The sequence below is a fragment of the Aquirufa sp. ROCK2-A2 genome, from assembly GCF_054558485.1.
In genome coordinates this window covers 1-25,312 of sequence record NZ_JBPXKA010000015.1, presented here as the reverse complement: position 1 = coordinate 25,312, position 25,312 = coordinate 1, and the positions used below count along the sequence as shown (strand labels likewise).

Below are 25,312 nucleotides of genomic sequence, written 5' to 3'. Positions count from 1 at the left end.
TTTGCGAAGTTCTTCCGAAAAGATCAGCTGAACTCTAAATGATGTTTTTTTCATGTTTCTTCTTGTTTAAAAAGAAGAAAGATGTGTCAACTTTTTTCAGGCACCGTCAGTAATAGGTAATAGGTAAAACTGTCACTAATCACTAATAACTAAACACTAATAACTAAACACTTCTGATATCGCATTGCCATCTATTGGCTAATTCATTTTCCATGGCATTCCTTTTTTTAGAAAAAAAAACAAAAAAACTTATTTTCTTCAAGTTAATCCAAGACGAATCAATTTAATAAAGAAGTATGAATTATGAGCGTTTTTTAAAATTCATAACCTATAATTCATAACTTTTAATTTATTTCGTTTGTTTCGTCGGATTAACCGCAAATTCCTTTATAAGATCTAAAAATAAATAACGTTCGCTGATCTCGGTTACTGAGCCTGTCGTTTATGGCTCCTGACCTTGACGAAGTATCGAAGCCAAAAGCGGTAATTAAGAGATTAATCATTGGAAAGTTCAACCCTTAAATCGCATTATTAGTGTTTAGTTATTAGGTATTAGTGTTTAGTGAAAGTTTCCTATTACCTATTACCTAATACCTAATACCTAATACCTTTTACCTATTACATATTACCGATTACCTTTTACCTATTACCTAATACCTTTTACCTATTACCTTAAATAGAGAAGCTCTCCCCGCATCCACAGGTTCTTGAAGCATTGGGGTTTTTGAATTGAAATCCTTTTCCGTTTAATCCGTCAGAGAAATCTAATTCCGTACCTGCTAAATATAAAATCGATTTTTTATCGACCATGATTTTGATTCCTTTATCTTCAAAAATCATATCGGTTTCTTTGGCGTCGGATGAAAAATCAAGATTGTACATTAAGCCAGAACATCCACCACCCTCAACTGCTACACGTATATGATATTGGTCATTCAAGCCTTCTTTATCTCTTAATTCCTTAATTCTATCTGCTGCTAAATCACTTACAGTTACCATGCTCTTTCTTAGTTTTATACTATTTCAGCACAAATGTAAAAAAATATTTCATATAAATGATGTTTATTTATATTGATTCTAAATAAACTATGGTTTTTAAGATTTAAACGAATTAATTTTGTCAACATTTTAAGATTCAAATCAATAAAATATGCTTTCTATAAAAAATTTACATGCTCGAATAGGTGAGAAGGAAATATTAAAAGGAATTAACCTTGAAATAAAAGCTGGTGAAGTTCATGCAATAATGGGGCCAAATGGTTCGGGTAAATCAACTTTAGCATCGGTTTTAGCAGGGAGAGAGGATTATGAAGTGACGGAAGGGTCAGTGGATTTTCTTGGAAAAGACCTATTGGACTTAGCTCCGGAAGAAAGAGCGGCAGAGGGTGTTTTCTTAGCTTTTCAATATCCTGTTGAGATCCCTGGTGTTTCTACAACAAACTTCCTTAAATCTGCGGTTAATGAAATTAGAAAATACCGAGGTGAAGATCCCATGGATGCTGTACAATTTTTGAAAATGTTCAAAGAAAAAATGGCTTATGTTAATATTGATCAGTCTTTATTATCAAGAGCATTGAATGAAGGTTTTTCAGGAGGAGAGAAAAAAAGAAATGAAATCTTTCAAATGGCAGTATTAGATCCAAAATTGGCCATTTTAGATGAAACAGATTCTGGACTAGATATCGATGCGCTTCGAATTGTAGCGGAAGGTGTGAATAAATTAAAAAGTCCAGATAATGCCACAATAGTTGTAACACACTATCAACGTTTATTGGATTATATCGTACCAGATTTTGTTCATGTACTTTACAAAGGCCGAATTGTTAAATCTGGTGGCAAAGAATTGGCTATGGAATTGGAAGAAAGAGGTTACGATTGGATTAAATCTGAAGTAGATCAATAATTATGTTACAACAAGAACAAATAGATTCTTTACAAATAGCAACGCAACAATTGAATGTGAATAACAATCAAAAAACGGCTTTGCAAAACTTTATTTCCAAAGGATTTCCTACTTCCAAGTGGGAAGAATGGAAATATACCTCTTTGAAATCTTTGAACGATATTGCTTGGAATTGGACAAGTCCTTCCCATGCATGTTCAAGTTCTTTACCTTCTACATGGAATCCGAGCTTGACCATTCAAACCTGTAATGGCTATAGTTCATTGGTATCAAACTCTAAGTTAGAAGGTGTTGAGTTTTTAGCTTTCGATGCGTTTCTTCAACAATGCCCTAGTTTTTTGTCGATTTGGGAATCAAAAGATCCAATTTTAGATGAGAATTCATTATATGATTTAAACTCAGCCTTGGTCAGCCAAACAAATGTGTTGTGGATCAAAAAAGAGGTCGTATTAAGTCAAATCGCTTTGCATGCATTTTGCTTGAATGGTTTAGAAAATTCGACAGCCGTACAATCCAAATTGATTATATATTTGGAGGAGGGTGCTGAATTCTCCTTAATGGAACAAGTAAGTTCTTCCTTAAATGATCATTCCCATTTATCCAATTATGTTCAAGAAATTTGGGTATCCAAAAATGCCAAATTTACGTATTTAAAAGAGCAGGATTTACAAAATTCGGTCACCCACATTGATCAAACGTTTATCTATCAATCGGATAATAGTCAGGTAGATACATTCACTTTCTCCATCAACGGAGGAATCATTCGAAATAATTTGCATTTTTACAGCAATGGATCTCAAATCGTTTCTAATTTGAATGGTTTATACGTCCCTGCTGATAATCAGTTAATGGATACACATTCCGTGGTTGATCATCGAATGCCTCATTCAGAATCAAATGAATTGTACAAAGGCGTTTTGTTAGGTACATCCACTGGGGTATTCAATGGCAAGATTTTTGTTCGTCCTGATGCTCAAAAGACCAATGCCTTTCAAAGTTGTAAAAACGTTTTAGCTTCTTCCAAAGCGACCATGAACACCAAACCTCAATTAGAAATTTGGGCGGATGATGTAAAATGTTCTCATGGAACCACAACTGGTCAATTGAGTGAGGAGGCATTGTTTTACATGAGATCAAGAGGTATTTCTGAACAAGCAGCAAGAACTTTATTGTTATTGGCTTTTGTTCAAGAAGTAATTGACCGCGTGTCTCACGAAGAAATAAGAGTCGTTTTATCTCAAAAAATAGTTTCAAAGATTCAACAATCCTTGAACATAACTTTATAATTGTATGAGTTTAGACATTGTTAAGATTCGAGAAGATTTTCCGATTTTACATCAACATGTTAATGGCTCACCATTGGTTTATTTTGATAATGCGGCAACAACTCAAAAGCCCCAAGGGGTAATTGATGCATTGAATCATTATTATCAAAATGACAATGCCAATATTCATCGTGGAATTCACGCTTTGGCGGAACGAGCTACTGCAGCCTATGAATTAACTCGCAAGAAAATTCAATCTTTTTTGCATGCAGCTAGTTCAGATCAAATCATTTTTACCTCAGGTACAACGGCAGGTATTAATTTGGTTGCTCAAACATTTGGACGTATTAATGTTTCCAAAGGAGACAAGATCATTGTGTCCAACTTAGAACATCACTCCAACATTGTACCTTGGCAAATGCTTGCGGAAGAAAAAGGTGCAGAGATTTTGGTGATTCCCGTTTCAGATGAAGGGGTTTTGGATTTAGCAGTCTTGGCTAATTTATTGGATGCTTCGGTTAAAATCGTAGCGGTCAATCATGTTTCTAACGCGATAGGAACCATTAATCCTATTCGCCAAATCATTCAAATGGCGCATGAGGTAGGAGCGAAGGTTTTAATTGATGGAGCTCAATCCGTTGCCCATTTTGACGTCGATGTGCAAGATTTAGACATCGATTTTTTTGTTTTCTCAGCACATAAATTGTTTGGCCCCACGGGTGTGGGAGTACTTTACGGTAAAAGAGAATTATTAGAAAGCATGCCACCTTACCAAGGCGGAGGCGAAATGATTAAAGAAGTTAGTTTTACGGGTACTACCTACAATGAATTGCCTTATAAATTTGAAGCAGGAACTCCAAATATTGCCGATGTGATTGCTTTTGGTGCATCCTTTGACTACCTATCAAATTTGTCGAAAAAAGATATTTTTCAACAAGAATCTGATTTGTTAGAATATGCTACCAAACAATTGGAGCAAATAGATGGTTTAAAAATCATTGGAAAGGCTCCAGAGAAAATAGCCGTAATCAGCTTTGTGATCGAGGGGATTCATCCACAAGATATAGGTGTTTTGCTAGATAAATTTGGGGTGGCTATTCGAACTGGACATCATTGTGCACAACCTTTGATGCAACGTTTTAATTTAGTAGGAACTTGTCGAGCATCCTTTGCGTTTTATAATACTTTTGAAGAGATTGATCAATTTGTGAAATCACTGAAAAGAGCAATAAATATGTTACAATAATGGCTAAACGTATCAATGAAATCCAAGATGAGTTAATTGAAGAGTTTTCTTTATTTGATGATTGGGCTGATAAATATGAGTATTTAATTGATTTGGGCAAGAAATTGCCAATATTAGCGGAGGAGTTCAAGACCGATGAAAATGTGATCAAAGGCTGTCAGAGTCGAGTTTGGTTACATGCTCATAAAAACGGAGATGAATTGATTTTTGAGGCTGATTCTGAGGCGGTTATTGTAAAAGGTTTGATTAGCATGTTGATACGAGTATTGTCTCATCAATCGGCCGAAGAAATATTGAAAGCGGATTTGTATTTTATTGATCAAATCGGGATGAGTCAACATTTGGCTCAAACACGCTCCAATGGTTTATTATCCATGGTAAAACAAATAAAAAATTATGCCTTGGCATTTTCTGCGAAAGTTTAAATTAATGGAAAACAGAATGGAAACATCTCAGATGACAGAAGTGGATTTAAAAGAAAAAGTGGTGAAAGCCATCAAAACGGTGTATGATCCAGAAATTCCTGTTGATGTATATGAATTAGGCTTGATTTATGAAATCAAGGTCTTTCCTGTTAACAATGTCTATGTATTGATGACATTAACTTCTCCTTCTTGTCCATCCGCTGAAAGTATCCCCGTGGATATTGAAAAGGCTATTAGAGAAATTGAAGGAGTTGCCGAAGTTTCAGTTGAACTTACTTTTGACCCACCTTATTCACAAGATATGATGTCAGAAGTAGCCAAATTGGAACTTGGTTTTATGTAAAATGGTTGAACGTTTATAATAATTTAAAAATAATCATATGTATCCAGAACATTTAGTGCATCCTATGAGGATGGATATTGTTGAAGGTGGTTTTCAAGAGTTGAAACAAGCTTCAGAAGTTGAACAAGCGATGTCGAAAGAAGGCACCACTTTATTATTTATCAATTCAGTATGTGGTTGTTCTGCTCGTACTGCCCGTCCTGGCGTTAAAGACGCGGTGGCTGCTTCAGCTAAGAAACCAACAAATTTAGTGACTGTTTTTGCTGGGGTTGATCAAGAAGCAACTCAAAAAGCAAGAGAGTTTACGTTACCTTACCCTCCGTCATCACCATCCATTGCTTTATTTAAAGATGGTGAATTAGTGCATTTCGTGGAGCGTCATCACATTGAAGGTCGTTCTGCGGAAATGATCGCCCAACATTTAGAAGCGGCATTTGACGAATTTTGTTAATTTTCTAATAGGTGGCTGAGGCTCCCGAAGCCACCTATTACCTATTACCTATTACCTATTACCTATTACCTATTACCTATTACCTATTACCTATTACCTATTACCTATTACCTATTACCTATTACCTATTACCTATTACCTATTACCTATTACCTATTACCTCTTCAAATAAACCGTCTTGTTAGTTTTCGAGGATTCAATCGCTGCAGCCAATATTTCAACCACCACAGCATTGATCGATAAAGATGATAAATCGTTATTGGGTTTTATTTTACCTTTGACTACCGCAGCTAAATAAGGAAATACATCCGATTGGTCATGTTCCAATGCTTGAAGTGGAATAGTTGTTTCAGTTCCAAATCGGTCACCTTTCACATATTTCATTTGCATTTCTTTATTAGCCACTAAAATTCCCTTTGTTCCATAAATTTCCGTGTCTTTCCTATCAAAAGGCCAATTCCAAGAAGCTTGAATGATGGCCTGACAAGTTGGGTAGGTCAGAATAATGCTTGCTTCATCGTCCACTTTGGGATAAACAATAGGTTTTAATTGTTGGGTAACAGCAGTGACTGAAATAGGCTTTTGTCCTTCCATTAACCAAGTCATGATATTGGCACCATAGCAACCAAAATCAATAATTGCGCCACCTCCATTCATTTTAGGATCCGTTAACCATTCCAAAAATTCAGGTGCACAGTCAATTTCTTTCGGCCCACGATGACCATCCATGATCACCACTTTTCTTATCTCACCTAATGCTTTCTCCTTCTTAACCATTTGCCAAGCTTTGGCGTGTGACGAATACCAAGTAGTTTCAAAATTGGTCAATAATTGAATGTTATGTTTATCCACCAATTGTTTCATCTTGTTTAGATGTTCCATATTGACCGCCAATGGCTTTTCGACCATGACATGAATTCCCTTAGGCGCACAGGTTTCAACCACTTTCAAATGTTCATATATGCTATTAAATGCACATACTGCAGCTGGATGAGTTTTAGCAATTAAGGATTCTAAATTCGGGAACCAAAGGGAATCTGGAAGATTTTGTTCTTTTAACAATTTAAGGGCTAATGCCTTATTAGGTTCAGCAAAACCTACGATGATGACATCCTTGGAATTTTTTGCAGCCGTATAGGCTTGTCCAACGTGACCGTGTGTCATGCCAGCAATTCCAACTTTTATTTTCTGTGCAGGCAAAATATATGTCGCACAAAGAAATACTCCAATCAAGAATTGGATCTTTTTCATAGGTTAATAGGTTTAGATTTGTAAGACTAATTAGTTTCTTGGAGGTCCGCCTTGGCGCATTTGGCTCTGAACAGTCTTGTATTTTTCAAATTGTTCAGGAGTTAAAATGGCTTTGATTGATTCCAATTGAGAATCATTTAATTTCTTCATTTCAGCCATCATTTCTTCTCTTTCCATACCAGCTTGTCTGAACTCCATCATTTTTTCTACTCTTGTAATTAACAATGGTTCTAATTTTTTAATTTGATCTTTATTCAATGACAATTCTGTCGATAAACGATCTAATTGTCGTTGAGCCATCATTTGTGGATTAAAATCCTGTGCTTTTACTTGTGATGCCAACGCTAAAAAAAGGAGCATGAATGTCATCTTTGAAATCATTTTTTTCATTGTTTGAATTGTTTATAGGTAAAAAAATTAGTTAAAAAGACTTTTCCAAATCACATCATAGACTTGTGTCGCAGGGATTTCATCTCCCAAATCTTCCGAATGTATCAGTAATGGGTAATATTTTTTGTCACAAAATGGACTACCATGTGAACCTTTGATCAAGTTTGCATCCAAAGGAATGACATCCATTAAGTACCTGAATCCAAGAAGTTTTCTGGCCAATTTATAGGCTGCTCTTAATTTAATAAAGGGGTTTTTAGGATTCATGAACATTTCAACTGGATCATATCCCGGTTTGCGATGAATATCCACTAATCGTGCAAAATCTGGAGCTTTTTTATCATCCAACCAATAATAATAAGTAAACCATGCGTGGCTTTTAGCGATTGCCACAATATCTCCACATCGCTCGTGGTTAATGGTATATTCACTTAACTCTTTACCTGAAAGTAATTTTTCAATTCCGTCCAATTCGCCCAATTGTTTTTTGATGAATTCGATATCATTCGGGTCTTTGACATATATATGGGCGATTTGATGATCTGAACTTGCAAATGCTTTGCATGCCCCAGCATCCAATAATTCTAAGCCTCTCTCTTCTCTGATGGCAAGGTGTCCTTTATTTCGTAAAAACCGATTGATGTGTATCGGTTGATGAACTTCATTGATTCCATATTCGGATAGCAATAGGATGTTGGCTCCTATAGATTCAAAATGCTCAACCAATTGCTTAACAACTTGGTCAATTTCTTGAAGTTCATTGGCTATCAATGAAATTTTCGGACCGAATTTTTGTAAACAATAATCCAAATGAGGTAAATAAATGAGATTTAAAGTTGGATTGTATTTTTTGTCCACCCAAATACTCGCATCCGCTATCCATTGAGTCGATTTTATGTTAGCATTAGGCCCCCAAAAATTAAATAAAGGAAATGTACCTAAGGCTTCTTGAAGCTCATCTCTTAATTCAGCTGGTTGACTGTAGCAATCAGGTGCTTTCACGCCGTCTGCATGATATTGTGGTCTTGGCGTAACAGAATAATCAGCATTGGAATACATATTGTACCACCAAAACATTTTTGCACAAGTAAAATTAGGGTTTTCTTTTTTGGCTTTATCCCAAATTTTGTCGCCTAAGACAAGCGGATTGGATTGTTTCCAAAATTTAACTTCGGAATCTTGGCGGTCGTACCAACCATTTCCGACAATTCCATGCTCATTGGGATTTTTACCCGTAATAAAACAAGATTGAGAAGTGGTTGTAACAGCCGGTAAAGGAGGTTTAATTAGGTTTTTTTTTCTTGATGCGATATACGAATTCAAAAAGGGCGTATGTTCGCAAAGAATACTTTCACTAAGGCCTACAATATCTATTACGACTGTCTTTTGCATGATTACTGATTTAAAATCGCTTTCACCCATTCAATTTCTCTGGAAATCGATTCGTGAATAGGTACTTGAAATTCTGAGGGTAAAACGCCCCAAGTATATGTTTCAATCTCCATTTGTTGAGTAAATGGTTTTGTCATCTGAATTGCCAATGTTTCTTTGATTTCTTTTTGAGTTGAACCCAACAAACCATAGGTTTCTAAAAACAAAGGGACATGAAAATGTACACGCCACTCATCAAAAATGTTTTCTTCATAAGCTTCAAAAGCTTGATCTAAATCTCTGTATTGTACAAAATTGCCGTTTTTGAGCTTAGCTTTTACTTGATGTAAATAAACAGGCTCTTGGTATTGCCTCAGTTTTTCAATTTTTTCTACTTCATTTTCTCTTAAATCAACTCGTAAGGCTGAGCTGATTTGAATTTTGCCTACTTTGATTCCATGTTGTTCCAATTCATCAATACAGGCTTGTGGATTTTCAAAACTTACTCCAAAATGACAAATATCAAAGCAGATTTGTATGTGGTTTTTGATTAATTCAGTAATCTCTTTTTCAGTTCTTCCTTTTGATTTAAAATAGGCTTGAGCCATTGGTAATAGCATGTTGAGGTACCAATGCAAAAACTCTTGATGATTCTCTAAAATCCCATCCGGTTCAGGTTCAATATCAATATGAATCAATTTGCCCGTTTCTTGCTGTAGAATTGACAATTCCTCTACCACTTCTATTAATGCTACAGTGGCTTTTTCACTTGCTAATTGTAATTCTTCTGATGTATTCCACCAAAATCGATAGGATAGAGGTGAGGTGGAAATTCCCGCTTCTTTTAAGCGTTCAGGTATTAATTGCACTAATAATTTTGCCAAACGAAGGGTGTAATCTTTTCTTGAAGTATGTGTCCAATCAGGTGTATGAACGTGATCTTTTACCTCCGTATCATGAAATCCGCCAAACGGGAATCCATTTAAGGTATACACATATAAATCTTCTTTTTCTAACCAATCTTTCAATTCTTGGAATGCCGCTTGATCTTGTAAATCTTTACTAGCTAAATCAGCGATTCTAAGGCCTAATCCCATGGGATGATGAGGAGAAACGTTTTCCTTTACCTTTGGAATATGGTTTTTTAACTGCTCAAAATGTTCTGACCAAATTTCACCTGGATGAATGTTACTGCAATAACCTAAAATTCCATGTTTCGTTTCCATTATGTTACTTAAAGTTTGCCAAAAAATCGACTGATTCTTTGATCAATTCAAAGTTCATTTCATGTACTTCTTTCCCTTTACCCAATTTTTCAAGTATAGTAATAGTTAACTCACCACCCAAATGTTCTTGAAATTCTCTTAATCCTTTGAATAAATTAATTTTATCATTCTCTGCTAAGGCCGGATGAAAAATATCAAATCCTAAACTACCGATTAACTTCAAAACTCGATCTCTATCACTTTCAGATAATAAACCAATTTTTTGGGAATAAACCGTATCCAAGGCAATTCCAATTGCCACGGCTTCACCGTGTCGGATTTGAAAATTACTAAGATATTCTAATTTATGAGCGGCCCAATGACCAAAATCCAGAGGTCTAGCGGAACCTAATTCAAATGGATCACCACTTGAAATATGTTTCATATGAAGATCTGCGCAACGGTAGATTTGCTCCGTCATCACCACTTCATTTCGCTCGTTCATCGCCTGCGCATTATTTTCTAACCATTCAAAAAAAGACAAATCTTTGATTAATGCCACTTTTACTGCCTCAGCAATACCAGATCTCCAATCACGATCTTCTAAACTTAATAATAGGCTGGAGTCGTTAAATACGGCCACAGCAGGCGCAAAGGTGCCTAAAAAATTCTTTTTACCGAGATAATTAACGCCATTTTTTACTCCCACTCCTGAATCATTTTGGGATAAAACTGTACTGGGAATTCGAATGAATTTTACTCCTCTGTGGGATATAGCCGCAGCATATCCACTCATATCTAAAAATGCACCTCCGCCAATACAAGCCACAAATGAATGTCGATCTATCCGATGTTCATCGATGGCACGAACCACTTCTTCATAAAATCTAGGATCATTTTTACAAATTTCACCACCAGGTAATACCAAGATTTCGGGCGCCAGATCAGCAATGGGATATTCTTTAAAATAGTCGACAATTTCTGAGGTTAATGAAGAATGTGCATCAGCGACCCCTTTGTCGATGACAAATAATATTCGTTTTCTAAAATCTGCTCGTCCAAATTGTAGGATAAAATCTTTAAATAGGTTGTTTTCAGGATGAAATAATCCTTTGGTAAAAAAAACCTCGTATTGAAAAGGTACTTGAAAGCTTTGTTTTAAAGATTGCATAGTTATTAAGTAACGGCGAAATATTTTCCTAATCGAATAGATAATGGTAATAAAGCTACTACTAAAATTGCTAAATACCATTGATTTGAAGCACTAATCCAAGCTGCATTCATGACAATAAGGGACAAAACGCCTGCTTTTACTGTTTTCCCAATATTGGGACCAATGGGTTGTTTAATTGCTTTATATAAGGGTATGTACAATAAATAAGCATGAAGGCCAATGAAAGGTAAAATAAATGCTAATTTATGTTGCTCCCAAGCAAAATTCAGTTGAGCCAAATGAACAGAAAGAAATAAAATGCCTGCTATCCACAAAGGCCATGGTTTGCTTCCATGCACTTCTCCTCGACTCACCAATGTAATGGCAAAGATATAGATCAAAGGAACGATCAATAATTCTCCAAATTCAATCACTCCTAATTCATATACGCTCATTCCAAGCATTAAATTAAATGCTCTACATAAACCCATGTTGAATGGTCCAAAAAAGGTATTGTGTTTCGATTTCCAGTCGTACAGAATGACTAATATAACAATTATGACAGCTATAAAACCAGATAGTCTACTTTGAGAAAATGCCAGTAAAACACCTAAAAGAAGCAAAAATAAACCACCTAAAATTGACTCAGATAATTGAATTCGACCACTGGGCAAAGCTCTTTCAGGTCTTTCGAAGGCATCTAATTTCCTGTCAAATATATCATTAAACACCACTCCACCTGCATAAAGACACATGCTTGAAAGTCCCAAATATAAAACGGATGTAATTTGGTAGTTTTTAAAGCCATATGTAAATCCAACAATGGCCATACCTGCCAAAATATCACTCAATGCGGTGATGACATTGGCGGGTCTAGTTAATTCTAAAAATGCTCTTACCTTACCCATTACTGAATGATCAAGGAATCTTTGTTGACTCTAGGTTGTTGACCACCTCTCAAAATGGTATTTCCATTGAATTTTTGGGTTTGATCAATTTGCAAGCCATCTATGAAATCGGATTCATTGATTTGTCCACTTTGGGCAAAGGCATCCAAGGCATTTTGGTAAGTTACTAATTGAATATCTTTATCAGATATACCCTTAATTTTCATTAAAGCCGCTGTTTTTGGGATGGCTAAAGGATCCGAAATTCCCCAATCAGCTGCCGAATTAACCATGATTCTTTCTGGACCATATTGTTTGACAATTTCCACCATTCGCTCATTCCCCATTTTGGTAAATGGATAGATGGTAAAGGCTGCATAAAATCCTTGGTCTAAAACCGATTTGACCGTTTCTTCATTGTTGTGATCAATAATCACCATTTTAGGGTCAATGCCATGCTCCAAGGCAATTGCCATACTTTTTTCAGTACCTTGTTTTTTGTCACGATGCGGCGTATGCACTTGAACAGGTAAATGGAATTCTTTGGCAAGCTCTAATTGTGCTCGATAATATTTTTCTTCTAATGCTGTTTGATCATCAAAACCAATTTCTCCAACTCCAACAACCCCTTCTTTTTGTAGGAATAAAGGTAAGATTTCCATTACTTCCTCCGCCAGAGCCTCATTATTGGCCTCTCTAGAATTTAGACCAATGGTGCAATAATGTTTGATACCAAATTGAGACGATCTAAATCGCTCCCAACCCACTAAACTAGCAAAATAGTCTTTAAATGATGCCAATCCAGTTCTCGGTTGCCCCAACCAAAATGCCGGCTCAATCAAGGCTACAACTCCTGCATCTGCTAATGCTTGGTAATCATCCGTCGTTCGTGAAGTCATGTGAACATGAGGGTCGAAAAATTTCATCCCTTGAGTATACGACTGAAATCCGGTATCTATGGAATTGGCTGTTTGTTGTTCTTCTTGACTTCCTTGAAAGTGTGAAGGATTTTGTTGGTTATTTTTACACATAATATTAGGCGGTATAAATGGGTTCTGGAATTTCTAAAAGATGCCAATTTAAGTCCAAATTTGAATCTAAATAGCTTTGTTTTAATTCAATAAGTAAAGGAGAATTTGAGTTATTTATAACCATTTTTGCTGCTAAAACATCTCGTTCATTGGATGAATGAACCAATTTTTCAAGGTCTTTTACCAATTGTGGAGTAATGAAATGGACGATTAATCTCCAAACCTGTGAAGGAACTCTTCGATTGGCCGCCCATCGTTCATGTGCGAAATCGGAAAGAGTGTCTGCTAAATGTTGGTTGCCCTTTTGTTCCAAACCGAAAATTTGATGTATGGGCTTGTCATTAAAGATGCATTTTAAAACCAATTGATTCCATGCTAATTCAGAAAAATATTGATAAGGATAAGGATTTCCAAAAGCAATAGCATCAAAAACATGACCAATATTGGAGCGGACTGCATCAGTCGCTCTTGAAAGCCACTTTTCTGGATAAGCAAATACTGGTAAGGCTGCATATAACGCTACAGCTTCATTCATTTCAGCTGTGTCAAATAATAAATTGATTTGATGGCAATATTGATTTTCCGACTCGGATTTTTCAGCCATTAAGGCGATAAAGTAAATTCTGACTAATTGATCTAAGCCTATTTGTTCAAAGGTCCATCCTTGAACGATTGAATTCAGATCAAGCGAAAACGTTGTTTTTGAAATAAACCTGGGAGTTGAAACAAATGCGAGTGAAATACCCTTTAGGTCCAATGCGGATTTAGAGGTAATCCAATCTAATTCAGTCGATTTAGTTTTCGATTGAATAATTTTTAATAGTTCTTGAATAGGTTCCAATTTTTGCAAATCAAATTTTATAATTACCAATAACGAATTTAATAAATAAACATTGAATATTGGCATGCTTTGTAGCGTATTGATAATTATCATTTTTTTAGCTTATTTTAATGCTTGAGATTTTGAATTATTTTTTTACCTCCGAAATACCATTATTTTTGGGAACTGTTTTATCCTATCATTTATCTTAATCACTTCTTGTCATGAATCGAATTCTACTTTTAATACTACCTCTATTATTTGTCTTTCCTCTTTTTTCTCAAAACAATAATTTAACCTATCGATCCTTTAGGTCCTATGCTTTTCCCACCGAATTGGTAAGTTCAAAAAACGGCGATAAAATCGCTTGGGCAATGGATGAGAAGGGCGTAAGAAATATTTATGTTGCAGCCGGACCCAATTTTACCGCCAAAAAATTAACCAATTTTAGCAAAGACGAAGGTCAAGAATTATCCTCTATATCCATTTCCGATGATGGGAAGTGGGTCATTTTCGTGCGAGGGGGTGATCATGGTGCAAATTTTATTGGAGATCAGGCCGTTAATACCAATTCAACATTGGAGGCATCCTCTGTTAAAATCATTCAAGTTCCATTTGAAGGAGGAAATCAACGTATCATCAGTGAGGGTGATTTTCCTAAATTATCGCCTAAAAGTGATCAAGTAGCATTTATTAAAAATAATCAGGCATGGATATGTAAATTAGATACAGTTGCTGGAGAAGATTTTTTTGATATTCCCAGACAATTAGTTCAAACAAAAGGAAAAGTTAGCGACTTACAATGGTCACCAGATGCGAAAAAATTGGCATTTAAGGTTGACAGAGACTCGCATTCATTTATTTCCATTATTGAATTTGGTAAAGATCATTTAACGTGGGTGGATCCTTCTTTTGCTCGAGATTCTTCACCAAGATGGTCTCCAGATGGTCAAAAATTGGTATTTATTCGATTGCCGGCCATTGGAGGATCTTTGGATTCTCTTTCCCAACGAAAACTAAATCCATGGTCCATCCGTATAAGTGATTTGTCAGCCAATAAATCACAATTACTTTGGGAAGCTCCCAAAACCTTTCGTGGGTCTTATCCTAAAACGCACGGAGGGGCTAACTTAATGTTTCCTCAATCAGACATCATAACTTTTACTTCATCACATGACAATTGGCCACATATCTATTCAATTTCAGCAAAAGGTGGTAAACCAAATCTGTTAACGCCCGGTGAATACATGGTCGAACATCTGGCTTTAAATAATGACAAAAGTCATATTTTATTTAGTGCCAATTTTGGACCAGATCCTCAAGATGTAGATAGAAGGCATATTTTTTCTGTTTCCATTGAAAAAACAGATGTGAAAAGTATATCAAAAGGAAATGGTAATGAATGGACTGCCGTCGGAATTAATCGCGGCCAAGGTGTTGCTTATATAGGTTCAACCTTCCAACAAAGCCCTCAAGTCTTTATTCAAGCAAATCAACAAAGTCAAGGTAATTCCATTACTTCCCAGCTAAATACGGAATTAACATCCCAAAAAAATTTCGTGAATCCTACTCAAGTGATTTTCAAATCCTTAGACGGCCAAGTAATTCACGGGCAACTATTTGATAATGGTGATGGGAAAACGCAAAAACCTGCGATTCTTTTTGTGCATGGCGGACCAGCTCGACAAATGTTGCTGGGTTGGCATTATTCAGATTATTACGCCAATTCCTATGCACTCAATCAATATTTGGCTAATTTGGGTTTCGTCGTTTTGTCCGTTAATTATCGGCTTGGAATTGGATATGGATATGATTTTCAAAATCCAGCAAGTCCTTTGGCTTCCACTGAATACTATGATATCAAGGCTGCAGGTGAATGGTTAGCTCACCAAAGCAATGTTAATCCCAAAAAAATAGGTATTTATGGAGGCTCCTACGGGGGGTATTTAACCGCTTTAGGCCTAGGTAGAGATTCAAAATTGTTTTCAGTGGGTGTGGATATTCATGGTGTTCACGATTGGTCAACCAATTTACAAGATCAATTGTATACGCTCGGGAATAAAAAAGTGCCTGATGCAGATTGGTCTGCCTCATTGGTTTATCGATCATCACCTATTTCAAGTATCAATTCTTGGACATCCCCTGTTTTAATTATTCATGCAGATGATGACAGAAATGTACCATTTCAGCAAAGCATTGATCTGATTAATCGACTTCAGAAAAAGAAAGTAGAGGTGGAATCAATGGTCATTGTCGATGATAATCATCACTGGATGAAATTTGAAAATGTGATCAACGTATTTGAATCAACCGCTAATTTTCTGAAAGCTCATTTAATGAAATAGGTTTAGCAGTGATTTTCTCTTAATTTTGTTGAATGGATGAAAGACCTATAACCGATTGGTTGCCTTTAACAAAAAAGGAAGTTGAAAAGCGTGGCTGGGACGAATTAGATGTTATTCTAATTTCTGGGGATGCATACGTGGATCATCCAGCTTTTGGAACTGCTGTCATTGGCCGAATCATGGAGAGTGAAGGCCTAAAAGTTGGTATCGTCGCTCAACCGAATTGGCAAGATGATTTAAGAGATTTCAAAAAATTAGGTAAGCCCAAATATTTTTTTGGTGTTACCGCTGGTTGCATGGATTCCATGGTCAATCATTATACGGCAAACAAACGTTTAAGGTCGAATGATTCATATACTCCTGGAGGTGAAGCTGGTTTTCGTCCAGATTATGCTACGACCGTTTATACCAAAATTCTTAAAGAAATTTATCCAGATGTACCTGTTTTAATTGGAGGTATTGAAGCTTCTTTGCGCCGTGTAACTCATTACGATTATTGGGCAGATAAATTATTTCCTTCGATTCTAGTAGATTCAGGGGCAGACATGCTGGTTTATGGAATGGGTGAACAACCTTTGAGAGAAATTATACGTGGAGTAAAGGAAGGACATTCACTTAATGAACTTACTAGCATCAACCAAGTTGCTTATTTGCAAGATAAAAGCAAAGAAATTATTGCTTTAGAAAATGTTGAAACGGTTGAGTTGAATAGCCACGAGGTTTGTTTGGAAGATAAAATTAAATATGCTTCCAATTTTAAAATTGTGGAAGTTGAATCCAATAAATGGCAAGCCAATCGAATTACTCAAGAGGTAGGTGATCAAGTACTAGTCATTAATCCACCGTTTAAAACCATGGAAGAAGTGGAAATGGATAAATCATTTGATTTACCCTATACCAGACTTCCACATCCTAAATACCGCAAAAGAGGTCCTATTCCTGCGTTCGAAATGATTAAATTCTCGATCAATATGCATCGAGGATGTTTTGGCGGTTGTAGTTTTTGTACGATTTCAGCACATCAAGGTAAATTTATCGCTTCAAGAAGTGAAAAGTCGATCATGAAAGAAGTGGATACAATCGTTAAACAACCTGATTTTAAAGGTTATATATCTGATTTAGGTGGTCCATCTGCTAACATGTATAAAATGAAGGGTAAGGATGAATCCATTTGCGCTAGATGCTCTAGCCCAAGTTGTATTCACCCCGTTATTTGTTCTAATTTAGATACTTCTCATAAACCTTTAACCGATATTTACCGTAAAGTAGACGCACATAAAGGAGTGAAAAAAGCCTTTGTAGGCTCTGGAGTTCGTTATGATTTGTTGGTGGATGATTTTAATAAAAATAATCAAGACGGTAATCATGATGAATACATGGAGCAATTAATCACTCGACATGTTTCAGGTAGATTGAAAGTCGCCCCAGAGCATACCTCCGACGCGACACTACGTGTCATGAGAAAACCATCTTTCAAATATTTTAGAAAGTTTAAGGAAAAATACGATGAAATCTCTGCTAAACATGGACTTCGTCAACCGCTGATTCCTTATTTTATATCAAGTCACCCAGGTTGTGAAGAGGTAGATATGGCAAATTTGGCAGCTGAAACAAAGGATTTAGGCTTTCATTTGGAACAAGTTCAAGATTTCACTCCAACACCCATGACAGTAGCGGAAGTTATCTATTATTCGGGTGTGCATCCATACACCTTGCAACCCATTAAAACGGCTAAGACAAAAGAGGAAAAGCAAAATCAAAATAAATATTTCTTTTGGTACAAAGCAGAATTCAAAGATTGGATTCGTGATCGTTTGACAAAATTGCAAAGACCAGATTTAGCACAAAAATTATTAGGATTCAGAAATAAAAACCAATCATATAAACAATAATCAATCGCTCAAATTGGGCAAATTTTTCAATATGGAAGTAAAAGATAGCAATGGAAATATACTGAGTGAAGGTGATTCAGTAACAGTTATTAAAGATTTAAAGGTTAAAGGATCCTCGGGTGTTATCAAAAGAGGTACCACCGTTCGTAATATTCGTTTAACGGACGATGAAGATGAAATTGAAGGCAAAGTAGAAAAAACCGTGATGGTATTAAAAACCTGCTTTTTGAAAAAAGTTTAAGTAAGTTCTTCATCCAAATCATTCCAATCAGATTCATCATTGATTAAGTCAGGATGAATCTTTTTGCTTGCATTAATCCCCATTTTTCGAATGTTCTGTGCTCGGGTAATCAAATTTCCTTTACCAGTACTAAGTTTATTGATCGCTGCTTGGTGTGCATCTTCTGCTTTTTGAATATGTTTTCCAATATCTTGTACATCTGAAGTAAATGCGACAAATTTATCATACAATTCGCCCGCCTTTTTGGCGATTTCCATGGCATTTCGAGTTTGATTTTCCGTTTTCCAAACGGATGCAATTGTTCGTAATGTAGCCAGCAAGGTAGAAGGAGAGACCAATACAATTTTTTTATCCCAAGCAAAATTGAAAAGAGATGTATCTTGACTAATGGTTGCCACAAATCCTGATTCAATTGGTATAAATAATAATGTAAAGTCTGGACTATTCAAGCCGATACCTGAATGATAATCTTTGGCAGATAATTCTTTGATATGCGTTTTTAAAGAATCTATATGTGATTTTAATGCAATCTCCTTTTCGATTGAGCCCTCTTCTGCGCTTGTGTATCGATCAAATGAAATTAAGGAAACCTTACTATCTATGATTAAATTTTTATTGTCTGGAAGAAAAATGACGGCATCTGGTTTGATGATTTCATTGGATTGATTTTTTGTTACAAATTGAGTTTCGTATTCTCTTCCCTTAATTAACCCAGAGCTTTCCAAAACTCTTTCCAAAATCATTTCCCCCCAATTTCCTTGGGCTTTATTCGAACCTTTCAATGCATTTGTTAAATCTTCTGTTTTTTGAGTAACGGTTTGATTAAGTGTTGTTAGATTTTTAATTTGTTCTACCAATATACTACTATGCTTGGTATTACTAATTTGGTTTTCCTGTATCCTTGATTCAAACTCTTTGAGCTTTTCTTTTAAAGGATTTAATACGTCATTCAATTTAATCTCTTGTTGTTCATTTAAGGTTTTACCCTGTTTTAGGATTGTTTCATGACTGATTTCTGTTAGTACCTTTCTTAATTTAACCTCATCATTTTTCAATTGATTGATGTTATTCATCAGCGATTCGTTTTGTCCTTTCAGAAATGAGACCTCTCCAAATAACCGTTTATTTTCTTCAACTATTCCATTTTTATTTTTCAATTGTTCTTCCAAAGAAAATAGTTGTCCCTTTAAATTTTTTATTTGAAAACCTTGAATAAAATAGACAAAAGCAATGAATACAATTGCCCCTGAAATAATAAAAATGATATTCATGATCCCGAAATTTATTGTTGAATTTACTAAATTGGACAAAAAAAAGCCAGTCAAAGACCGGCTCATTTTTAAAATACCTAACCACTAATAATCTTAAATATTTTTATCTAGTTCTCACTAGCTTTATTTCTGATACAAAAATAAGAAATAAAATTTATAAATAGAACAAACATGTGTAAAAAAAATTAATTTTATAAACAATTACAATTTGAATATGCCCAAAATGACAATTAATCAATCGATAATTCTAAGAAGTAAAATTGCTCTCATTTTTATTTTTTTATTTTTTGTAAGTTCTTGTAATAATTCAAATCCTAAAAAAGAAAATGCATTAAGTTCTAAGGAATTAGAATTCATTAAAGAACAAAATGATTGGGATTCGAGTTCTGAAATGGTTAAAAAAATAACACATTCTGCTCATGGGATTGTAAGAGGCGTTCAATGGGGGCAAAAATTAGAGCAAATCAAAGAATCTGTCGAATTGTCCGAGGTTCAGCCTAATCAAGGGAAATCTTTTACTCAATATTTAGATGATTCAGATTTGAATTTTGTCGATATTACCTATTCGATAGCTGAGGATCAAAAAGTATCCCAAATAACATTGGATGTGTTTTTAGAAAATCAAGAAGAAGTAGGAAATCTCAATAAGGAACTTATTAATTACTTGAATGTCAAGTTTGGGGATTCACAAAATGTAAATAAAAAGACTGTTTGGAATAAAAATAAAAATACCCAAATCATTTTAGAAGATGTTAGTACTTCAAAAGATCCGGGTATTAAATTGATTTTTTCCAAAAAGAACTAAACTTTCCAAATCCAGTTTCTTGTATCTGTTATTTCACCTAAACGTATTTGGTTGATTTCTTTGAATACTTTGGAAGAAAAGTCGCTATCCTTTCTAATCGGCAATTCATAATCATTACCTTCGAAGCCAATGGTTTGAATAGGAGCGATGACAGCTGCTGTTCCTGCACCAAAGGCTTCAGTAACCGAGCCATCTTTAATGCCATTGATTAATTCGGCAATTGATAATTGTCTTTCCTCCACTTTCATTCCCCAATCTTTGGCAATTTGTAGAACCGATTTTCTAGTTACACCATCTAAGATAGTATCGCCTGTTGGCGCTGTGACTAAAGCGCCATTGATGACAAACATCAAATTCATGGTGCCTGCCTCTTCAACGAATTGATGAGTAGCTGAATCCGTCCAGATAATTTGATCGTAGCCATCTTTATTGGCTAATTGGGTTGGATACAAGGATCCACCATAATTTCCTGCATTTTTAGAGAAGCCAACTCCTCCTTTGGCTGCGCGAATATATTGAGTCTCCACGCGAACTTTTAGAGGTTTTGCGTAATAAGAACCCACCGGGCAATTGAAAATAATAAATTTATAGGTTGTCGAAGGAGATACACCCACGTATTCATCGGTTGAAAACATAAATGGACGAATATATAAGGAGCATCCTTCTTTATCAGGAACCCATGATTTATCCAATTCTAATAATTGCTTCAAGCCACCTAAAAATATTTCTTCAGGTACTTCAGGCATACACATTCTTAAAGCAGACTTATTAAAACGCTTAAAATTTTCTTCAGGTCTAAAAACCAAAATATCATCATTTTTAGAACGATAAGCCTTCATACCTTCAAAAATAGCTTGTCCATAATGCAAAGACATCATAGCAGGTTGAAAGGATAAGGGTCCGTAAGGTTGGATCGAAACTGACTGCCAGGCACCATCGGCGTATTCTGCTACCAACATATGGTCTGCGAAACTTCTACCAAAGGCTAAATTGTCAAAATCAATTTCATTGATTCGTGATTTTGTAATTTTGTTTAAAATAGTCTGCATAAATTTTAAATTTTACTACTTTCCAGAATTCCAAGGTATCTCTGAAATACCCAAAGAATGATGTAAATAGCGGCACATCATAAATAAGTAATCTGATAATCTATTTAAAAATGCAACGGCAGTTGCGTAATCTTCTTTATTTTCATTTTGAACCCAACGGATTAAACTTCTTTCCGCTCTTCTACAAACAGCTCTACAAATTTGCCCGATAGCAATGCTTTCTTCACCTCCTGGTAAAATAAAAAATCGCATTGGTTCAAGTTGATCATCTATTTTGTCAATCAACCCCTCCAGATACACGATATCATGCAAGGAAATCAACTTCATGTTTCCAAGAGTTTCTAATTTGTCACTAGCAACATGAGCTCCCAATACGAATAAACTCGATTGAATTTGTTGTAAATCTGTTGATAAATTTCCAGATACCTTGCAAATCAATAACCCTAAATGGCTATTCAATTCATCAATGTCGCCGATGGCATCCATTCGAAGCTCAGATTTCAAAACACCCTTGCCGTCAGCTAAGCGAGTAAAACCTTTATCTCCATTTTTTGTATAAATCGACATGCTTCAGATTATTTATCTATACAAAGCTACTTTTTTAGCTAATTAATAGCAAGGATGAAGTAGAAATATCCCTTTTGATGATGAAAGATTAGGTCGCTAAGATTTTCAAGCCTAATTTTGTGCATATTTAAAATTGTTAGACATGTCGATTGATCATTTTTTGTCGAGAGTTTGGAGAGTTTTTTCAATCATCGTTTTTGGCGTTTCTTTATTGTTTATCTACCGTGGATTACCTGATCCCACTGCTGTACATTTTGGTGAATCAGGTCGTGGTGATGGTTTTTTGCCCAAAGAAGAGGTTTTTTATCTAACAGCAGGTGTAATTACTTTATTGAATGTACTCATGTTAATGCTGATTAATAGTGTTAAAAAATTTCCTTTGGAATTTTTCATTAATGGTTTTTTGAAAGTCGTAGAAAAAAAAGGAGCATCTCAAGTTCAAAATGTATTTATCCATTGGCTACATTTCTTTCCAGCCTTGGTTAATACTTATGTTATTTTAGTATTACGAGTATTGTTGATGCTGAATGATGATCGTAGTTATGCCAATGATTATTCTTACTTAAGTTGGTTAGGTGTTTTATTGCTTATTCTCTGGTTATTATACCTACCTGTGCGTTTATTTTCATTGCCAGTACATTTGGAAGATTAATGGATTTAAAATTACCTCAAGTATTTATTCAAGATTACGATTATGCAATTTTAGATGATAAAATTGCACTCCATCCTTCAGATAAAAGGGATGAGTCGAAATTATTGGTCTATAAAAATGGCCAAATTGAACATCTTATTTTCCATCAAATTACTTCTGTTTTGCCTGAAAACAGTTTTTTGATTTTCAATAATACCAAAGTAATTCCTGCTAGAATTTTTTTAAAGAAAAATACAGGGACCTCTATCGAATTATTTCTGTTAAGACCTTTAAGTTCTGATTTGTTAACCGATCAAATCAATTTGATTCAAAATGAAATTATTTGGGAGTGCTTGGTAGGTAATAAAAAACGTTGGAAGGATCCAGATGTTTTACTTGAATCTGTTGAAATAAAAGGTGAAATAATTCAAGTGAAATTTTCTTGGGACAATCGAGAAGAAAATAAAGTTAAAATTAGTTGGGGTACGGCTTGTCCTTTTTCTGAAATTTTAAATTTGTTAGGAAAAATACCATTGCCTCCATACATCGAAAGATCATCCGAGGAAATCGATAGTGAAAGATATCAGACAGTCTTCTCTAAGGAATTAGGTGCGGTAGCTGCACCGACAGCGAGCCTACATTTCACCAATGAAATAATTGATCAACTTCCCGAAAAAGATATTAAAGTAGATTATTTGACCTTGCATGTAGGTGCTGGCACATTTTTACCTGTAAAGGTTGATGAAGTTGGCCAACATCCGATGCACAGAGAGCAGTTGATTTTTTCTCGGGATTTAATTGAAAAATTAATGAATCACCAAGGAAATTTCATACCAGTAGGGACAACTGCCTTAAGAGCTTTGGAAAGTTTATATTGGTCAGGAGTATATTTGATTGAAAATTCGATGAATCATCATGGAATTTTAACTTTAAGAAAGGAATTTCCTTATTATAATCGACCCAAAGCTATTCATATTAAAGAATCCATGGGTGCTATTTTGGATTATTTAAACAAAAATAAACTAGAAAAATGGGTGGCAGAGACGGAATTATTAATCATGCCAGGATATCAATTCCAATTTTGTGATGCACTGATAACCAATTTTCATCAGCCTAAATCTACCTTATTAGTGTTGATTTCTGCTTTGGTTGGAGACGATTGGAAGAATATTTACCATTCGGCATTAGAAGGCGCTTATCGTTTTTTTAGTTACGGGGATTCATCCATTTTATTCAAAAAATCAAAATAATCAATCAAGAATACGTATTTTTGTCGCCATTTAATTAAACGATTTAATCATGATGTTGGAAAATTTTATAGAAGAACTGCGTTGGAGGGGAATGTTGCATGATATGATTCCTGGTTTAGAGGAACAATTGAAGAAAGAAATGACGGTGGCTTATATTGGCTTTGATCCCACTGCTCCAAGTTTGCATATTGGTAATTTAGCAGCTATTATGCTTTTAAAGCATTTTCAATTGTCAGGTCATAAGCCGATAGCTTTGGTTGGAGGTGCTACGGGAATGATCGGTGATCCATCGGGTAAAAATGCAGAAAGAGATTTTTTAGATGAAACAATTTTACGATTGAATCAAGTAGGAATAAAGGCACAATTGGAGAAGTTTTTGGATTTTGATTGTGGAAAAAATTCTGCGGAATTAGTAAATAATTATGATTGGTTCAAGGATTTTTCTTTTCTGGGTTTTCTACGTGAAGCGGGAAAGTTTCTAACCGTTAATTATATGATGTCCAAAGATTCTGTTAAAAAGCGATTAGAAACGGGGATTTCATTTACCGAATTTTCTTATCAATTATTACAGGGATATGATTTTTACCATTTGTACAAAACCAAAAATGTTCGTTTACAGATGGGTGGTTCGGATCAGTGGGGAAATATTACAACGGGAACTGAAATAATCCGACGCAAAGAAGGTTTTGATGAAGATGCCACAGAAAGAGCTGCTTTCGCTTTAACTACCCCTTTAGTGACAAAAGCAGATGGTACCAAATTCGGTAAATCAGAATCCGGTAATGTTTGGCTAGATGCTTCTAAAACTAGCCCATTTGAGTTTTACCAGTTTTGGTTAAATGCAGCTGATGCAGACGTTGCTCGATTAGCCAGGGTATTTACTTTATACTCTAAATCGCAAATTGAACAATTAGAGAAGGAACATGCAGAAGCACCACATTTACGAATTTTGCAAAAGGCTATTGCTGTCGAGGTGACAACCAGGGTTCATGGAGAACACATTACTAATTTGGTAATTGAAGCCTCTTCTTTATTGTTTTCAAAGGATGCGATTGAATTATTGATTAATGCATCTGATGAATTAATTGCACAGCTGCCAATGATTCAAGCGGAATTAGAGAATAATACCTTGTTGGAGGTTTTAACTACTTGTACCGATAATCGTATTTTTAGTTCAAATGGGGAAGCCAGAAAAGCAATACAAGGTAATGCTGTTAGTGTTAATAAAGTGAAAGTGACAGATCCAATGAAAAAATTGGACAAAACTGATTTAATTAAAAATAAGTACATTCTAATTGGTAATGGCAAACAGAGAAATTATCTACTGTCAATCAGTTCATTAGCTAATTAAATTATTTTTTTATTCGATTTTTTTACAAAAACTTTTGCAAAGAGTTTGGTATTTAAAAAATAAACCTACATCTTTGCACTCCCAATCGCTAACAAAAGGTTGTTAGCACTAAGTGAGACGGTATAATTGAAGATGAAACAGGCGCAGGCTTGTAGGAATTGAAGAGTAG

The 25,312-nt window shown here is 35.2% G+C and carries 25 protein-coding genes; 13 read left to right on the top strand and 12 right to left on the bottom strand.

Features of this window, described 5'->3' with window-relative positions; genetic code table 11:
• Positions 1 to 672: 672 nt before the first annotated feature.
• Entirely contained in the window at positions 673 to 999 is a 327-nt protein-coding gene (locus V7S76_RS13165) for a HesB/IscA family protein (RefSeq protein ID WP_459510604.1), read from the bottom strand.
• A gap of 151 nt (positions 1,000 to 1,150) precedes the next feature.
• Here V7S76_RS13165 and sufC point away from each other — a divergent pair, with 151 nt between their 5' ends.
• From sufC to V7S76_RS13135, 6 genes are read left to right on the top strand one after another with little or no spacing between them, the layout of a single operon-like run.
• Positions 1,151 to 1,903: a Fe-S cluster assembly ATPase SufC gene (sufC, locus tag V7S76_RS13160; protein ID WP_459510603.1), complete on the top strand. Its 753-nt coding sequence runs from the start codon at positions 1,151 to 1,153 to the stop codon at positions 1,901 to 1,903.
• A 2-nt stretch (positions 1,904 to 1,905) separates the two neighbouring features.
• Positions 1,906 to 3,189: a Fe-S cluster assembly protein SufD gene (gene sufD, locus V7S76_RS13155; protein ID WP_459510602.1), complete on the top strand. Its 1,284-nt coding sequence runs from the start codon at positions 1,906 to 1,908 to the stop codon at positions 3,187 to 3,189.
• A 4-nt stretch (positions 3,190 to 3,193) separates the two neighbouring features.
• Positions 3,194 to 4,414 carry an aminotransferase class V-fold PLP-dependent enzyme gene (locus V7S76_RS13150; RefSeq protein WP_459510601.1) on the top strand — a complete coding sequence of 407 codons (1,221 nt, stop codon included), beginning with the start codon at positions 3,194 to 3,196 and terminating at the stop codon, positions 4,412 to 4,414.
• Positions 4,414 to 4,839, top strand: coding sequence for a SufE family protein (locus V7S76_RS13145; RefSeq protein WP_459510600.1), 426 nt, complete (start codon positions 4,414 to 4,416; stop codon positions 4,837 to 4,839). The genes V7S76_RS13150 and V7S76_RS13145 overlap by 1 nt, the downstream gene beginning before the upstream one ends.
• 31 nt (positions 4,840 to 4,870) lie before the next feature.
• A complete protein-coding gene (locus V7S76_RS13140) occupies positions 4,871 to 5,182 on the top strand; it encodes an iron-sulfur cluster assembly protein (protein WP_459510608.1) in 312 nt (103 codons plus the stop codon).
• 37 nt (positions 5,183 to 5,219) lie between these two features.
• The gene (locus V7S76_RS13135) at positions 5,220 to 5,633 is read left to right on the top strand and encodes a BrxA/BrxB family bacilliredoxin (protein WP_459510599.1); all 414 of its coding nucleotides are present in this window, start codon (positions 5,220 to 5,222) and stop codon (positions 5,631 to 5,633) included.
• A gap of 156 nt (positions 5,634 to 5,789) precedes the next feature.
• Here the strand turns inward: V7S76_RS13135 and V7S76_RS13130 are convergent, their stop codons facing one another.
• From V7S76_RS13130 to V7S76_RS13095, 8 genes are all read right to left on the bottom strand, one after another.
• A complete protein-coding gene (locus V7S76_RS13130) occupies positions 5,790 to 6,884 on the bottom strand; it encodes a Gfo/Idh/MocA family protein (RefSeq protein WP_459510598.1) in 1,095 nt (364 codons plus the stop codon).
• 30 nt (positions 6,885 to 6,914) lie between these two features.
• Positions 6,915 to 7,274, bottom strand: coding sequence for a hypothetical protein (locus V7S76_RS13125; RefSeq protein ID WP_459510597.1), 360 nt, complete (start codon positions 7,272 to 7,274; stop codon positions 6,915 to 6,917).
• A gap of 27 nt (positions 7,275 to 7,301) precedes the next feature.
• Complete coding sequence (locus tag V7S76_RS13120; protein WP_459510596.1) at positions 7,302 to 8,666, bottom strand: alkaline phosphatase family protein; 1,365 nt, start codon at positions 8,664 to 8,666, stop codon at positions 7,302 to 7,304.
• 2 nt (positions 8,667 to 8,668) lie between these two features.
• On the bottom strand, positions 8,669 to 9,871 hold the full coding sequence (gene eboE, locus V7S76_RS13115) for a metabolite traffic protein EboE (RefSeq protein ID WP_459510595.1): 1,203 nt from the start codon (positions 9,869 to 9,871) through the stop codon (positions 8,669 to 8,671).
• A gap of 4 nt (positions 9,872 to 9,875) precedes the next feature.
• Positions 9,876 to 11,021, bottom strand: coding sequence for a 3-dehydroquinate synthase (locus V7S76_RS13110; protein WP_459510593.1), 1,146 nt, complete (start codon positions 11,019 to 11,021; stop codon positions 9,876 to 9,878).
• A gap of 5 nt (positions 11,022 to 11,026) precedes the next feature.
• Positions 11,027 to 11,911 carry a UbiA-like protein EboC gene (gene eboC / locus V7S76_RS13105; RefSeq protein ID WP_459510592.1) on the bottom strand — a complete coding sequence of 295 codons (885 nt, stop codon included), beginning with the start codon at positions 11,909 to 11,911 and terminating at the stop codon, positions 11,027 to 11,029.
• On the bottom strand, positions 11,911 to 12,816 hold the full coding sequence (locus V7S76_RS13100) for a TatD family hydrolase (protein ID WP_459510607.1): 906 nt from the start codon (positions 12,814 to 12,816) through the stop codon (positions 11,911 to 11,913). Before V7S76_RS13100 ends, eboC begins: the two co-directional genes overlap by 1 nt.
• Positions 12,817 to 12,925: 109 nt before the next feature.
• Positions 12,926 to 13,855, bottom strand: coding sequence for an EboA domain-containing protein (locus V7S76_RS13095; protein WP_459510591.1), 930 nt, complete (start codon positions 13,853 to 13,855; stop codon positions 12,926 to 12,928).
• A 110-nt stretch (positions 13,856 to 13,965) separates the two neighbouring features.
• On the opposite strand from V7S76_RS13095, the gene V7S76_RS13090 reads away from it, so the two are divergent.
• The 3 genes from V7S76_RS13090 to V7S76_RS13080 are packed head-to-tail and all read left to right on the top strand — an operon-like array spanning position 13,966 to position 18,219.
• The gene (locus V7S76_RS13090) at positions 13,966 to 16,086 is read left to right on the top strand and encodes a S9 family peptidase (protein WP_459510590.1); all 2,121 of its coding nucleotides are present in this window, start codon (positions 13,966 to 13,968) and stop codon (positions 16,084 to 16,086) included.
• Between the two features lie 32 nt (positions 16,087 to 16,118).
• On the top strand, positions 16,119 to 17,978 hold the full coding sequence (locus tag V7S76_RS13085; RefSeq protein WP_459510589.1) for a YgiQ family radical SAM protein: 1,860 nt from the start codon (positions 16,119 to 16,121) through the stop codon (positions 17,976 to 17,978).
• A gap of 31 nt (positions 17,979 to 18,009) precedes the next feature.
• Positions 18,010 to 18,219 (top strand): alkylphosphonate utilization protein, encoded by a 210-nt coding sequence (locus V7S76_RS13080; protein ID WP_459510588.1) that lies wholly within the window; start codon positions 18,010 to 18,012, stop codon positions 18,217 to 18,219.
• On the opposite strand, the gene V7S76_RS13075 is transcribed toward V7S76_RS13080, so the two are convergent.
• The gene (locus V7S76_RS13075; protein WP_459510587.1) at positions 18,216 to 19,490 is read right to left on the bottom strand and encodes a DNA recombination protein RmuC; all 1,275 of its coding nucleotides are present in this window, start codon (positions 19,488 to 19,490) and stop codon (positions 18,216 to 18,218) included. The genes V7S76_RS13080 and V7S76_RS13075 overlap by 4 nt on opposite strands.
• A gap of 214 nt (positions 19,491 to 19,704) precedes the next feature.
• On the opposite strand from V7S76_RS13075, the gene V7S76_RS13070 reads away from it, so the two are divergent.
• On the top strand, positions 19,705 to 20,295 hold the full coding sequence (locus tag V7S76_RS13070; RefSeq protein ID WP_459510585.1) for a hypothetical protein: 591 nt from the start codon (positions 19,705 to 19,707) through the stop codon (positions 20,293 to 20,295).
• Here V7S76_RS13070 and V7S76_RS13065 read toward each other — a convergent pair.
• Both V7S76_RS13065 and V7S76_RS13060 read right to left on the bottom strand, forming a co-directional pair.
• A complete protein-coding gene (locus V7S76_RS13065; protein ID WP_459510583.1) occupies positions 20,292 to 21,344 on the bottom strand; it encodes a branched-chain amino acid aminotransferase in 1,053 nt (350 codons plus the stop codon). The two genes, V7S76_RS13070 and V7S76_RS13065, sit on opposite strands and share 4 nt — an antisense overlap.
• Positions 21,345 to 21,359: 15 nt before the next feature.
• The gene (locus V7S76_RS13060) at positions 21,360 to 21,911 is read right to left on the bottom strand and encodes a cob(I)yrinic acid a,c-diamide adenosyltransferase (protein ID WP_459510582.1); all 552 of its coding nucleotides are present in this window, start codon (positions 21,909 to 21,911) and stop codon (positions 21,360 to 21,362) included.
• A gap of 142 nt (positions 21,912 to 22,053) precedes the next feature.
• Here V7S76_RS13060 and V7S76_RS13055 point away from each other — a divergent pair, with 142 nt between their 5' ends.
• The 3 genes from V7S76_RS13055 to tyrS are packed head-to-tail and all read left to right on the top strand — an operon-like array spanning position 22,054 to position 25,143.
• Positions 22,054 to 22,563, top strand: a complete 510-nt coding sequence (locus V7S76_RS13055) for a hypothetical protein (protein WP_459510581.1) — start codon at positions 22,054 to 22,056, stop codon at positions 22,561 to 22,563.
• Positions 22,563 to 23,792, top strand: coding sequence for an S-adenosylmethionine:tRNA ribosyltransferase-isomerase (locus V7S76_RS13050; protein ID WP_459510580.1), 1,230 nt, complete (start codon positions 22,563 to 22,565; stop codon positions 23,790 to 23,792). Before V7S76_RS13055 ends, V7S76_RS13050 begins: the two co-directional genes overlap by 1 nt.
• Positions 23,793 to 23,844: 52 nt before the next feature.
• On the top strand, positions 23,845 to 25,143 hold the full coding sequence (gene tyrS, locus V7S76_RS13045; protein WP_459510606.1) for a tyrosine--tRNA ligase: 1,299 nt from the start codon (positions 23,845 to 23,847) through the stop codon (positions 25,141 to 25,143).
• Positions 25,144 to 25,312: the final 169 nt, after the last annotated feature.